At 55.6% G+C, this 12,924-nt stretch carries 11 protein-coding genes; 4 read left to right on the top strand and 7 right to left on the bottom strand.

The window, feature by feature from the left end; all coding sequences use genetic code 11:
- From galE to RX329_RS34615, 3 genes are all read left to right on the top strand, one after another.
- Window positions 1-981, top strand: coding sequence for a UDP-glucose 4-epimerase GalE (gene galE / locus RX329_RS34625; RefSeq protein ID WP_317244981.1), 981 nt, complete (start codon window positions 1-3; stop codon window positions 979-981).
- A 59-nt stretch (window positions 982-1,040) separates the two neighbouring features.
- Window positions 1,041-2,147 (top strand): glycosyltransferase family 2 protein, encoded by a 1,107-nt coding sequence (locus RX329_RS34620; protein ID WP_317244980.1) that lies wholly within the window; start codon window positions 1,041-1,043, stop codon window positions 2,145-2,147.
- A gap of 81 nt (window positions 2,148-2,228) precedes the next feature.
- Window positions 2,229-3,578, top strand: coding sequence for a glycosyltransferase family 4 protein (locus RX329_RS34615; protein ID WP_317244979.1), 1,350 nt, complete (start codon window positions 2,229-2,231; stop codon window positions 3,576-3,578).
- Window positions 3,579-3,599: 21 nt separating this feature from the next.
- Here the strand turns inward: RX329_RS34615 and RX329_RS34610 are convergent, their stop codons facing one another.
- The 7 genes from RX329_RS34610 to RX329_RS34580 all read right to left on the bottom strand — a co-directional run bounded on the left by RX329_RS34610 (window position 3,600) and on the right by RX329_RS34580 (window position 11,865).
- Window positions 3,600-4,376, bottom strand: a complete 777-nt coding sequence (locus RX329_RS34610) for a class I SAM-dependent methyltransferase (protein ID WP_317244978.1) — start codon at window positions 4,374-4,376, stop codon at window positions 3,600-3,602.
- The gene (locus RX329_RS34605) at window positions 4,376-5,707 is read right to left on the bottom strand and encodes a glycosyltransferase family 2 protein (protein ID WP_317244977.1); all 1,332 of its coding nucleotides are present in this window, start codon (window positions 5,705-5,707) and stop codon (window positions 4,376-4,378) included. The genes RX329_RS34610 and RX329_RS34605 overlap by 1 nt, the downstream gene beginning before the upstream one ends.
- Complete coding sequence (locus tag RX329_RS34600; RefSeq protein ID WP_317244976.1) at window positions 5,704-6,918, bottom strand: glycosyltransferase family 2 protein; 1,215 nt, start codon at window positions 6,916-6,918, stop codon at window positions 5,704-5,706. Before RX329_RS34600 ends, RX329_RS34605 begins: the two co-directional genes overlap by 4 nt.
- Window positions 6,919-8,655, bottom strand: a complete 1,737-nt coding sequence (locus RX329_RS34595; RefSeq protein ID WP_317244975.1) for an ABC transporter ATP-binding protein — start codon at window positions 8,653-8,655, stop codon at window positions 6,919-6,921.
- A gap of 535 nt (window positions 8,656-9,190) precedes the next feature.
- Window positions 9,191-9,370 (bottom strand): hypothetical protein, encoded by a 180-nt coding sequence (locus tag RX329_RS34590; protein ID WP_317244974.1) that lies wholly within the window; start codon window positions 9,368-9,370, stop codon window positions 9,191-9,193.
- Window positions 9,371-10,473: 1,103 nt separating this feature from the next.
- Entirely contained in the window at window positions 10,474-10,716 is a 243-nt protein-coding gene (locus RX329_RS34585; protein ID WP_317244973.1) for a hypothetical protein, read from the bottom strand.
- 69 nt (window positions 10,717-10,785) lie between these two features.
- Window positions 10,786-11,865: a hypothetical protein gene (locus RX329_RS34580; RefSeq protein WP_317244972.1), complete on the bottom strand. Its 1,080-nt coding sequence runs from the start codon at window positions 11,863-11,865 to the stop codon at window positions 10,786-10,788.
- Window positions 11,866-12,021: 156 nt separating this feature from the next.
- Between RX329_RS34580 and RX329_RS34575 the strand changes: the two genes are divergently transcribed.
- The gene (locus RX329_RS34575; RefSeq protein ID WP_317244971.1) at window positions 12,022-12,282 is read left to right on the top strand and encodes a hypothetical protein; all 261 of its coding nucleotides are present in this window, start codon (window positions 12,022-12,024) and stop codon (window positions 12,280-12,282) included.
- Window positions 12,283-12,924: the final 642 nt, after the last annotated feature.

Genomic DNA, 12,924 nt, shown 5'->3' with positions numbered 1-12,924 from the left:
ATGACTAAGACCGTTCTTGTTACCGGCGGCGCGGGGTATGTCGGGTCACATTGCTGCAAAGCGTTCGCCAAAGCTGGATGGAGGGTGGTGACTCTGGACAATCTATCGCGCGGATGGCGTGACGCGGTGCGCTGGGGACCCCTGGTCGAATGCGATCTCCGCGATGAAGTGCGGGTCCGCGAAGCACTGGCAATGTACAAGCCTGACCTAATCGCGCATTTTGCGGCTTTTGCCTATGTTGGTGAATCAGTGGCAGATCCCGGACTTTACTATACCAACAATACTGCGGGTACGCTCGCGCTCCTCGAGTCCATGCGCGCCACAGGATGTCGCCATCTCCTATTCTCTAGCACGTGTGCGAGTTATGGTGTTCCGCGAACGTTGTTGATTGACGAGATGCATCCGCAGTCACCAATCAATCCGTACGGTTGGTCGAAGATGATCATCGAACGGATGTTGGAGGATTACGGCAGGGCCTATGGTCTCGCATCGGTGTCCTTGCGATATTTCAACGCCGCTGGCTGTGATCCCGAAGGCGAAATCGGCGAACGCCATGAACCCGAGTCCCATGTCATTCCGTTATTGATCGAGGCCGCCCGCAATCCCGAGCGACCCTTTACAGTATTTGGAACCGATTTCGCGACGCCCGACGGAAGTGCTATCAGGGACTACGTTCATGTGAATGATCTCGCGCGGGCACACCTGCTCGCAGGCGAGATGCTGGTTGCTCGCGAAGGTGTACATACGTTCAATCTGGGGACCGGAATAGGAACCAGCGTATTCGAGCTGGTCGAGGCGGTAAAGCGTGTCGTGGGCATCAGCCCCTGCCTCCGGCTTGGCCCGCGTCGTGAAGGTGATCCGGCGGTGCTCGTTGCATCCTACGCGAAGGCAGAGCGAGAGCTCAGATGGAAACCGGAGCATTCGCAACTCGATTTCCTTCTCAGAACCGCGCTAAATTGGCGGGATCGTCACGCGCGATAGACCGTATAACTGCAGCCCTTGGCTCCATTGTTCATGATTAATACGCAAGGTGGATTCGGATGGAACTCGTCTCCGTCGTGATACCCGCCTTCAATGCACAGCGCTTTCTGGCTCGTACGCTGGCATCGGCCTTGGCGCAAACATACAAGAATATTGAAGTCCTCGTCATAGACGATGGCTCGACAGACGATACACGCAGCATCATAGAGGAGTTTGCCGCCTCTGATGAGCGTGTGAGCTCAATTCGGACAAAAAACCGCGGCGTGGCCCTTGCTCGAAACCTGGGGATACAAAACGCAAGAGGATCTTATATCGCTTTCCTGGACGCGGACGATCTTTGGCATCCGACCAAGATTGAACGCCAAGTCGAAGCGATAGATGTCCATCGTTCTGATGCGAGCTGGGCGGGCGTATACACGTTTCACCGAACGATTGACGAGAGCGATCAGTTCACCGGTAACGGTCAGACCGTGCGAGGCTGTAGCGGTTATATATTGGCTAGAAATTTCGTACTTAAGTTCATAGGAAACGGAAGCAATCTGTTGGTCCGTCGTGATGCAGCGCTTGCTGTGGGAGGATTCGACCCATCATACGCTGCTGAGGGCATCGGTGGTTGCGAGGATCTCGATTTTGAGCTTAGGCTTGCGGCACGCTATCGCATAGAAGCCGTAAGATTGTTCCTGGTTGGTTACCGCGTCTACAAGGGGAATATGTCGAGTGATGGATCGCGTATGGCGAGAAGCATGAGCGAGACCATTGCGCGACATGCGAAGCTTAACCATTCGATCCCTCTGCGGGTGAAGCGCTGGGCAGTTGCAAACGCGCACAGATATGCGTTTCAAGTGTTGTTGCGCGAGAGAAAAATTATTCCGGCGCTTGCGGCTTACGGGATGCTGACGCTGAGCGATCCCGTAGCTTCGATCCTTACTGCGGCCGAGGTGCTGGCGGCCTTTCGCAAAAAGCTGACGAAGGCTCGTTCTGTAGCTTCTTCTCAGGCATTTATGTCGATGGATCCTCGTGCCGGCGCCGACAATCCCGTTGAGGCAATTGTACGCACAAAGCTAAGCCGATTGGCCAAGGATGACCTGGTGCTCGAGCAGCATGCGCATTCGGTGGGCTTCGCAAAAGGTGCTCAAGGCAGGCCGGAAACGAACTGCGTCTCGTAATGGCTCCCCAAACGGGGTGGCTGGCCAGCTCAGCCGCCGGCTTCCGCTCTGTCAATAACGAACCTAAAAGGCCCGTAGGCGATGACCCCAGCGCTTCCAACTCCTATCGGCAATTCCCGAGATAGCGAAGTTGTCGCCATCTTCCCTTGGGGCAACTGTATTGAAGACTTCCTAGACACGATCGGAATTTCGCTGGACAAATTCTGTCAGGAAATGACCGGGGGATGGCTATTTGGTTACATATCCGCGCTGCAGTCGGTAGGCTTAGCGCCGGTACTGTACTGCTATTCGCGCGCAATTCTCAAGACCGAGAAGCGAATTCATTCGCCGACGAACTGTACAATACGTCTGATACCTTTACCACGGCCCTATCGTTTGCTCGTGCGCAACATGAGCAGCCCTTATGCGTGGCGTGCCAAAGAGGCGTTTGGAGGTAAGATAAGCAGGCTCAGTCATCCTTTTGCCGAGCTGGCATTTCAATTCAGTCCCTATTTTGCTGTCGCGCGGTCCAGCCTCGCGCGTTTATTGCAAGCAGACAATTGCACGGCAATTTTGGTGCAGGAATATGAGGATCCTAGGTTCGACAGTCTGATCGCGGTCGGGCAAAGTGTTGGCATCCCGGTTTTTGCTACTTTTCAGGGCGGCGATCGCCACTTTAGGTACTTGGAAAAGTATTTTCGACCTCGGGCAATCGCAAAAGCGGCGGGATTGATTATCGCGAGCGCAGGTGAGGCGAAGCGAGTGAAGGAACGGTATCGCCCCTCCTGTCCAATAGTCGATATTCCCAACCCATTAGATTTGCGGACTTGGTTCCCAGAGATGCGGAATGAGGTGCGCGTTGCCTTGGGGTGGACGGTTGGAGAACGTGTAGCAATCTACCACGGTCGCATTGAGGTTCATCGGAAGGGCCTCGATATACTACTGTCTGCATGGGCAGGCGTGAACGAGGCTATGGCGGGGAGACCGATCAGACTGGTTGTGATTGGTGACGGCCCCGATCGAGCAATATTCCAGCAATTGATCGAAAGATGCGGCTCTGAGAGCGTGACTTGGATTTCTAACTACATACTTGATCGTACCGCAATGCGTCGAATGCTATGCGCGGCCGACGTGGCAGTTACTGCTTCGCGTCATGAAGGCTTTCCCGTAGCCCCGCTGGAGGCGATGGCCTGTGGGTTGCCAATAGTTGCGACCGATGCTCCTGGAATTCCAGAAATTTTGGCTGGAGGACGCGCAGTGGGCGGAATCCTATGCCGACGCGACGACGCAAAAGTAATCGCAGCCGCCTTGGTAGAGTTGCTCTCGGATTCCGAGAAGTCCGAGTGTTATGGTAGATTGGCTCGCCAAAGTATTGAGGCACGTTTTGCGCTCGAACCGGTGGGCCGCAGGCTTGCTGCCTTGATCAGCCGGTCTAAGCTGTCACGATTGTAGCCGAAGAGCCGAGGTCGTTGGCTATTCTACCTGCCAGGCGGCAACGTGCTCGGACCCACGCGAATAGTCTTGTTCTAGTAGATATCCGAGATATGTCACGGGACTTGTTGCAATCCAAAGAGCTTGCTTGAGGCGATGGCTAAGGTTGGAAAACGCGATGTCGTGACCGACCGCGGTGGAAGGGCTGCAGAAACTTTCTAATCTCACTGGGTGGCCTTTGAAGAGAGCGACTAGTTCTTCCTCACTATAGCCCCGACGTACATGTCCCCATTCCGCAAACAATTTCTCTTCCGAAGGACAAATAGGTTTGAAGATTGCAAAGTGCGGATATCGCCAAGTGTTCTTGGGCGTACTGATCAATATCCAGCCACCAGGGCGGACCACTCGCTTGACCTCGCGCGCAGCAGCCCCATCGTCCGGGACATGCTCTAAGAGATCGAACAAAGCAACGGCATCAAAGTGTCCGTCTGGGAACGGCAGTTTCACAGCGTCGCCGCAAATGAAGTTTACTCCGGGCCAGGAGTTGCATGGAGCGTCTGCGTAGCTAGGATCCAAATCTAAATTTGTCACCTCTGCGTCCGGATAAAGGAGTGCGGCAATGCCACTCCGGCCGCCACCGATGTCAAGAATTCTCGGTAGATTCTCCGTCGGCGATATACGATGAATTGCGCGCATTTTTTCTCGATAGAAGAACCCCAACGTCATAGGGTCCGGAAATGGATTTCGGGATAGAAATGCTCCAAGCGCGGCTTTGGCGCGGCAGACACGATCTCGTTCGATTGTGCGAGGCGAAGCCATCACGTGAATCCCTCAAATGTCCATGGACGGGAGCTCGGGTCGTTTCGCCAAAACCACCGCAAAGCCTGAAATCCGGCAATGTAACCCGCAAGTTGGGGAGCCAGTAGACTCCAGCGCCTCCAGTGCGACGGTCTCAGCGCTGCCAAGATCTGCAGAGCATAGTACCAGGGCAGAGTTGCAAACACTCTTCTCAGATTGCCGGCGTGACCGTGACGGGCGTACTGGACTAGGAGAGCCGATACGTGCCCTTTCATGTACGCTCTCATTTGGCTCTTGAGCTGTGCTGGCGAATGTCGATGTTCATGGTAAACAACAATGGCAGGATCGTAGTAACAGTCATAACCGGCCGCGAGCACACGATACCAATATTCGCTATCTTCGCTACATCCTGCCGCTCCAGCGCCCAGCCTTTCGTCGAATCCGCCGACTGCTTGGAGGGCGGATCGGCGGATGGCCATGTTGGCCCCAGCTCCGACGTGCCACACGGGCGGGCCGAACGGAATCATCGGTCGGAAAACTTGATCCCGGAATCGTTGACATTGAAGACCGCGGCCGAAACCTCCGAGCTCAATCTCGAATGCAAGCTGGCTTGTGGTGCGCAACTCAGCGGGCAGCACTAGTCCGGTGACCGACAGGATGTCCGGTGACGAAAATGCTGCACGAATCCGTTTCGCCCATTTGCGATGGACCATGACATCATCGTCGGTGAAAGCGATGATGGAACCAGTAGCGGCACGCATTCCCGTATTACGGGCGATGCTTAGACCCTGGCGGGCTTCAGCCACATAACGGACATTCACACGGCCCTTCGTAATCTCGGCCACCTCGCCGGAGGTCGGAGCGTTGTCTACGACAATGATCTCGCGGAGATCTCCCATAATTGGTCCGAAGCTGTCCAGACATCGCTTCAGCACCTGGGGCCGATCTCTTGTGCAAATGACCACCGATATAGTCTCGCCCAATCCGGCCGTTTCAAGTTCGTCACAAGCTTGCGCAAATCGATTCAACACGTGCGTGTCTGACAACACCTCACCGAGAGATCCTGATGCCAAAGGCTGCGGCAAGGTCTTATGCAGGCGGAGGGCGGGAGGAAAGCTATGGGGCCAGATACGGTTGCCCAGAGGAGCGGCGATGATGGACGGGATCAACGCCGAAAATGCCTCGGGCAAGATCGGCAATTGCGCAGCCAAAAAACTCGTAATGCCGAGAGGAACGTCGTTACACCACAGCACAACGTAAACGCCGCCTTCGCCTTCAGACACTGATATTGGATCAAGCGGCTGCGCCAGATCGAGATGTTCTATCCGCCACGGGGCTTGCAATCTGATCATTGCTGGTCCCGAATTCTGGCCACTCTTCGTACTGAGCGATCATACTCGCCGAAGAGGCCAACGACACCTCCCCACAGCTCAAGGGCCACCATGGCGGGTGGAAGTACGTGCTTCCCCCTCAAACTTTTCCAGAGTTGGCTGATCTGATCCACAAACCACCATCTGACTAGCTTTCGGAGCGGGCCTCGAAACGCGTGGTCCGAGCGATAGGACTTGACGATGAAGGCCATATGAGCGAGGCCCCAGGTCCAATATTGCCGTCGCAGCTGTTTGTTTTCGCGTCTGTGATCGTGCAAGACCGCGAATTGCGGTTCATAAACGAACGGCTTGCCGGTCCGCGCCATCCTGTAAAACATGTCAAGATCGCCCCCGCCGGGGAGGGGAGCCCCGGTATCTAAGGCCTCATCGAACCCACCTAAATCGAGTACGATTTTCCTGTCGAACGCCATGTTAGCACCTGCACCAAAAACGCCAGCGCCGCACGGTGCTAACGGATTATGTAGATCGACGGCGCAGAAGCGCTTCTTCTGGAAACCGCGCCGAAAACCTCCCCGGCGTTCGAAGAGTACCTGTGCCTCGGTCTCGAGTGCAAAGGGAAGAACAAGGCCTGTGAAGGCAATTGCATCAGGATTATCGTTCCAGGCCTCGTGCAGGCCGGCGAGCCATCCCGGTGTAACGACAACGTCGTCGTCGATATAAGCGAGGAAGTGGCCTTTTGCCTCGCAAAGGGCTCGGTTGCGCCCGAAGTTAAGCCCCGTTTTGGGTTCGACAACGTAACGCACGCCTGTATGACGTGCAACCAAGTCCGCCGTTCGCCCATCAGGCGGAGCGTTGTCAACCACCAATACTTCGAAGGCTGCTGTGAGCTCGGAGGGAGCCGGATTTAGCGCTGTTAGCGCCAACAAGCAGCGATTCACCCATTCCGGCCGGTCGCGGGTGCAGATTGCAACCGTGACACTAGGCATCTTCGCCGGGAGAGATCTCCCTCGTTCATACCGAATTTGGTCTGCGACGATGGCTACATTCGCATGACTAAAGATCAGCTGTGACACTTCCGAAGCGCTAAAGCTGTCCCGAGCGCCGGTCTCCTTCAGGACAAACTCGATCAATCTGCCGCGACGCACAACGGTCAATGCGAGACCGCCATAGCCCTTTAAACAGAGAGATGGCAGTTCTTGATCGAGGTCGACTGTTGCTCTCAAGTAGCGCATTCAGTCCTCAATGCCGTCTGACGCGGGGCTAGCTCTTTGCAGTCGCGCCATCGAGGCAAACAGACCTCCCTCGGCCATGAGCGCTGGAAAAGTACCCTGTTCTACTACTTTGCCGCTCTTAATGACTACGATATGATCGGCATCCATGATTGTGAATAATCGATGCGCGATAATGATGATTGTGACCTTGTTTTTCAGAGCAGCAAGGGTCTGTTGGACTAGCAGCTCTGTGTTGCTGTCCAGCGCGTTGGTGGCTTCGTCCAGAATTAGAATGCTGGGATTGCGAATCAATGCGCGCGCTAGCGCTAGCCGCTGGCGCTGCCCCCCCGAGAGCCGGATGCCTCGTTCACCTATTTCGGTATCATATCCGTTTGGCAGCTCCGCTATGAATTCATCGGCGTGGGCGAGTCTCGCTGCGGCAACTACTTGTTCGGTTGTTGCGTCAAGGCGACCGTACGCAATGTTTTCAGCGATCGTGCAGCTGAAGAGATGAACATCCTGCGAGACAACTGCTACGCAATCCCGCCAATCCTTCATGCGGAATTCTGGTAGCGGCATACTATCAACTAACACTGTGCCGGTCACCGGGTCGACGTGACGGCAAAGTAGATTGATAAGGGTCGACTTGCCGGCACCCGAAGGTCCGACGACCGCTGTCGTGCGGTTGGACGGAATGAAGAGGTGGACGTCTCTCAAGGCTGGTGTCTGAGATCCTTCATACTGCGCTGTCACCCCGCTCACCGCAATTCCCTCTCGAAGCGCCGTGAAGGGGCGCGGTCCCGACGGCAGCTTAGAATGTCTGCACTCCCGCTGCACAGTATCGATCTCAATGACGGCGCTTCCCAGCTCCAATATGCCGGCCCTGGCTGCAATTAGCGCTCGGACCCGCGGCTGCAGCCGGTAAAGAATAAGAAGAAATGCAGCCAAAGTGGGAATGCCTGCGCCAGACCAGAACAATGTGACTATCCAAAGTCCAATTCCCAGAGCTGACAGAACTTCAAAAATCGGCGATGTAAGATTAGACAGAAGCTCCAAACTCAGAAATTGGCGACGAACATCGTCTGAAACATCTGCAAATCGCTTTTCCTCGTATGCAACACGACCAAACATCTGGATCGTCTTCAATCCTGTCAGACCTTCCCAAGCCCGCTTGGTGAAAGCTTCATTGGCTTTGAGGGCCGCTTCACCAAATGCCTTGGTCTGCCGGGTAATCAAATACAGCAAAATGATAATTGTACCGATAAATGGTGTGACCAGTAGGGTGGCTTTCCATGAGATAAAAACGAGCGCAACAAGCAAGACTAATGCCGCGGTGACATCGACCAGAAATCCAAACAAAACCTTTAGCGCTCGAGCGCAGCGCCATGTTTCGGAAAAAATGGAGTTTGCGATACGACCGGAGGGCTGCGCGTCCAGAAACCCCGGGCTTGCTGATAAGATCGCCTCGTACAGCTTGAGACGCATCTTATGCCCGGCTGCCGCGTCAACCGAGGCGAAGTATGCGGCATTCCAGTAGCCAACTATCGCCTTCAACAGAACGCTTAAGAAAACCAGCGAAACGAGGCCGGGCACCTGCCATTGAGGGGAAAACACGTTCATTATCTGAACGAGATAAGCGGGAAGCTCGCTTTCTGCACTCCCTCCGCCTGACAGTGCGGTGAGAAGTGGGAGGAAAAGGTACAGACCGATTCCCTCAAACAGTGCAGACAGAAGGCCAAGCAAGACGATCGTGAGCAAGGTGCCGCGAGTCAAGTTGAGACTGGGTAGGAGTCGTCTCGCTATCGATAATTCGTACTGCATGTCTGCTAGCTATTCTGCTTTCGAAGGATGTCTGGACACCTAAAGCCTGGCAGGGCTTTGTTCTGCCTGCGATGAAAATGCAACGTAAGCCCTCTGAAATCGAGCTCCGGATCGCCAGAGCTTAGCTAGGCGCTCAGCCACTCGGAACCGCCTTGCTAGGTTCAAATGTCTCTCAGAACGTCATATGTGCCGGCGCCAGGAGGTCTGTTTCTATTACTCGGGACCGGGCCGGTGTTGCTCTACTAGCGTTTGTTTTGGTTTTCATCAATCCGCTCAGACCATTAGGTTTAACAGGTCACGGTTCTAAAGGACGCGATAGGCTCATCTACCCGCCTCCCTGGATATGTCTCGGCCTGCGCCAGTTTGGTGGATGCGGAGGCTAGATTCGTCTAACGGGGCGAGGACACGGGCCGTCAGCCTGCTGCCTACGGATCTCAGCGCCGTACCGGCGGAGACCCCTCAGCCCAGGTTCTCACCATTCGCGTAGCCTAAGGGATAACCCGAAATGCAAACCGATCAAGACGCCGCGCGAACCGCCGACGAGGTCCCTGACCCGATGGGATTTCTGACGCCCCGATCGCCAGATCGTGCTTGCCATCAGGAATACCAAATTGGCGAGGAGCGCTCCTGTTTTGAGCTTGTTCTCCAGCATCAGCTAGCCGATCAGCATGCAGCCATATCACTTCGTCGCTGCCTTGCACCGGCCATATGAGGCAGCCGTGCTATTGCCCAGGTGCCGCCCAGCAAACGCTACGTTCGCTGAAGGGGGAGGTCTTGTGTGCTCGTCTTGCTGACTGTCGCGTCCTGGCAAGCGCCTGCCCATCCGCTAGAACAGGCCAACAATGCTTCGCGAAAGATTACCAAGACCAGATCAGTTACGTTGGATTGGTCGCAAACGGACCAGCTTTAATTTGCGGCCATTAATCCGGGTAGACGAACAGCAGAATGAGTCGGCCGTACCAAATGAAAGTGCCCACGCACATCGCTGCAATAAGTAGTGCGGGAAGCAATTTTTGGTAAGCTCTACGGCGCACCCTTGCATTTATTGGCCCTCCGTAAGTCAGGCGGAGAGCAAGTGTACCCCACTTTATAGCGATGAGATCGAGCGCCGAACGCTTCTGCAGTAGCAGAGGTTAGCTCCGACTCGATCTTCACCGTATTAGGGTAAGCCCCCTCACTTATTCTTCAACTCTAATTCTCGAACAACCTGCACAATTATCGTGCCGGACTACAACACACCTGCCGCGATTCCATGCACTGCGGTGAGATGTCTTTCCGAGAGATCAGAGCCCGATTGAGTGTTATGTTCGTCGGTGTTATCGCCGCATGGCAATGGGCCGCGGGAGCGTGGGATGTTTCGATATGCGAAGCGCAGGAGCTGCATTTTTTGTGGGGGTGGTGTTGTGGTGCCCAGTACCCCTCAAGGCCGGCGGGGTGTGCATCTTGCATCCTCATCCCTTTAAGTTGCAATCCGACACCGTGCGCTGGTCTCTCTCGATCACGCCGGGCTCGCAATGCATTCAGGGTTTGCGCTGGTCAACATTCATGGTCGACAAGGTTTCGATCGTCGAAGCGCCGAAATCAGGTCGCTTGGTCTTGAGTGGTCCGTCCTTCCGGTACCTTGCCGATGTAGCGGAAAGGGGCTCCGATCACTTCAAGATAGCAGTCTCGGGAAGTTCGCTTCGGATCGACGGAACATCCACAATCGAGGTAGACGTCAACTTGCGCTAACCAAGGAAACCCTCATCGAGTTCCCTAACGCGGAACGTTGGTTCGGTTGCTGTTGGCGTTGGGATTCGACGAAGCCGCGGGCGGCACTCCCTGGCCAATCGGGTTCTGAAACGGATTGTTGCTGGGCTGCGTCGCCACCGGCGGTCGGGTTCCAGCAGTAGAGCCTTGTGTTCGGACTGAATTGTTCTTCTGCTGCGTCCCTTGGGCAAAGGCCGGTGCGGCGAGAGATAAAATAAGCGGCAAGATCGCAAATAGTTTCGGTTTCATCGGAATCTCCCTCGTTTGGACCGTCAATCGTCCCCGCAGAGCTAGGCATCGGCGGCATATTTGAAAGAGCTAGGGCTTCTTGCAGGCCGAATAAAAGGTGCCGTTTGTGGTGACAACCCGCTCTATGCACTGCCTGGGATCCGCAATCCCGCCAGCGACGCTGAAGTAATAGGCCTGGTTCTTGAGGATGAGCGCGTAATTGCCCGGAGGGAGTTCCAGCCCCGGATCCTCACTGTGGACCTCGTACATCTCGGAATTTTCGGGCACCGGAGAAACCCGGTATGAATACGAGAAATTTCTGATGACCCAGACATCATCTTCGCCGGGCCGTTTTCCAGCAGCTTCGCTGGAAAATTCGCGTGTGATCTTTGCGATCACGCGCACCTCGGCTCGCTCCAATATGTTCGTCGCCACATCGCGCCGAAACACCAGGAACTTTGGGTGTCCATTCGGCAGGCTTGCACCCCTGGGAAGCTTGAAGGCGGCCGAAACAGCGATCCGGATGTCAGGCGGGCGGCCGGGCAGCAGCTGCAATTCAGTTAATGAGCTGTCGCCAACCGCGTAGATGCCGTACTCCCTCGGCAGCAGCGAACCTGGTTGCGGCGTAGGCGGGTTCGGCGGTAAGTTTGAGCTCGGCGAGGGCGCAGGTTGCTCCGGCGACGTCGATTTTCCATAGCTGTGAACGGCCTTTCCAAGCGAGTCCAGGCGCTCGCGTTGAGAGACTACCGCAACAAACAATGCAGCGATCAAAAGTACCCCCCCGGAGCGCTTGGCGGCGGTCCAGAAAAGGCGATGCCGGCGTTCAGCAACGGATTCGAGCCCGACCCCGGCGGCCAAAGGGGTAGGGCGAGGGGAATACGGGGGCACCAAGGGGCCAGCCAACTGCGGCGCCGTAGATGGTGCCGGAAAAACCTGCTCCTGCGAGAATTGCTCGACACCGCGAATAGCAGCTTCAAGCGCCAATTCGGCCTGCTTCATCTCGGCCGGACCAGAACTGCCGAGTTGCTCTTGAAGCTTGTGGCGCGCGAGATCGTAAACGGTCCGGCGCATTAGCTCCGGGTCGCTCTTAACGGTATCGATCATGCGCGCGATGACGAGCGCGAACTGGACCTCAGACCCGGTCTGTTCTCCTTCGTCTAGGCTGGGCACTCGCAAATCACGGGACGTCATCCTGCTTAGGCACCCCGCCGATGGATCATTTACTATTATAATCGGGTGTTTCAAAATTCTCAAAAGAAACTAGTGTACGGCGCATTAGCCGATGGGACTGAAAGTGTCAGCATCCATTCGGCAGGGAGAGGCATTGTGCGCATCAGATTAACCCCCGGCTTCGCGGCCTCCATTTTTCTCTGTTCACTTTTTGGTTCGGCCACTAGTCCGGCATCTGCGATCACTGCCGAGGTCGCCAAAAGGTGCGGCGCTCTCACGGCCAAGCAGTTTCCGCTTCGCGAACCGGGCAATCCCGCAGCGGGCAGTGCCAAGGGCAGCGGCAAGGATCAGCGGGCTTTCTTCAACAAGTGCGTCGCCAACGGCGGCAAGGTTGAGGATGGGAGCACCGAGAAATAGCAACGAAAGAGTCGCCGCTGGGGGAGCACCTCGTCGCCTCTAACCGTCGCTTTTTGGGGAGCTGGCTGCGTGAGCTGGCTCCGGGACATTGCCGTCCTTGCCCATGCATTCTTTGAAGTAAGTCTGACGATCTGCCGTTCCGGGGGCCGAGCCGGGTCGCTTGTAGGGATACGCTAGATAAGAAAAGCGCATGCATTTGCGTGCAGCGTCTGCACTCGGACCGGCAACGGCGCTTGTATCGAAGTTCAATGTCAACGCCACGACTGACGCCCCCAGGATCCAGATCGGATTTTGAACAAACATCGTGCCATACCCGCTGCTCGGAGCAAATCCTTTGAGAAGTGCTGCTCCGCTAAATGCGAAATATGACATTCCCCGTCAAGCAGATGTTTCAATTTCGCTCTTGTTTGAGTTCGAAGGCGCGCCACCTGAAACTCCCATGATTGCTCCCGCCCACCAGAGCATCTGAATTCAATTCCTGCTGTAGTGCGGACAGAGCCCGTCTCCGTAATTTCCCGGGCCTCTGCTTCTAAATGTGCAAGAATTTAGGATGCCGTTAAGTTTGTCGGTCGTCCTCGCGCACATCATTCAACTTGTTGGCTTCCTGCTAAGTTCGGATTGAGGGGCATTTGATTGCTTGCT

Source organism: Bradyrhizobium sp. BWC-3-1 (genome assembly GCF_032917965.1).
Lineage (GTDB): Bacteria > Pseudomonadota > Alphaproteobacteria > Rhizobiales > Xanthobacteraceae > Bradyrhizobium > Bradyrhizobium canariense_D.
Note: the sequence above shows the minus strand (reverse complement) of the source record. Positions and strands in the feature narration are given on the sequence as shown.

Bases quoted from the DNA above. Each gene is read 5' to 3' on its own strand.
- galE (WP_317244981.1), top strand. From the start codon at position 1: ATGACTAAGACCGTTCTTGTTACCGGCGGCGCGGGGTATGTCGGGTCA.
- RX329_RS34620 (WP_317244980.1), top strand. From the start codon at position 1,041: ATGGAACTCGTCTCCGTCGTGATACCCGCCTTCAATGCACAGCGCTTT.
- RX329_RS34615 (WP_317244979.1), top strand. From the start codon at position 2,229: ATGACCCCAGCGCTTCCAACTCCTATCGGCAATTCCCGAGATAGCGAA.
- RX329_RS34610 (WP_317244978.1), bottom strand. From the start codon at position 4,376: ATGGCTTCGCCTCGCACAATCGAACGAGATCGTGTCTGCCGCGCCAAA.
- RX329_RS34605 (WP_317244977.1), bottom strand. From the start codon at position 5,707: ATGATCAGATTGCAAGCCCCGTGGCGGATAGAACATCTCGATCTGGCG.
- RX329_RS34600 (WP_317244976.1), bottom strand. From the start codon at position 6,918: ATGCGCTACTTGAGAGCAACAGTCGACCTCGATCAAGAACTGCCATCT.
- RX329_RS34590 (WP_317244974.1), bottom strand. From the start codon at position 9,370: ATGCTGGAGAACAAGCTCAAAACAGGAGCGCTCCTCGCCAATTTGGTA.
- RX329_RS34585 (WP_317244973.1), bottom strand. From the start codon at position 10,716: ATGAAACCGAAACTATTTGCGATCTTGCCGCTTATTTTATCTCTCGCC.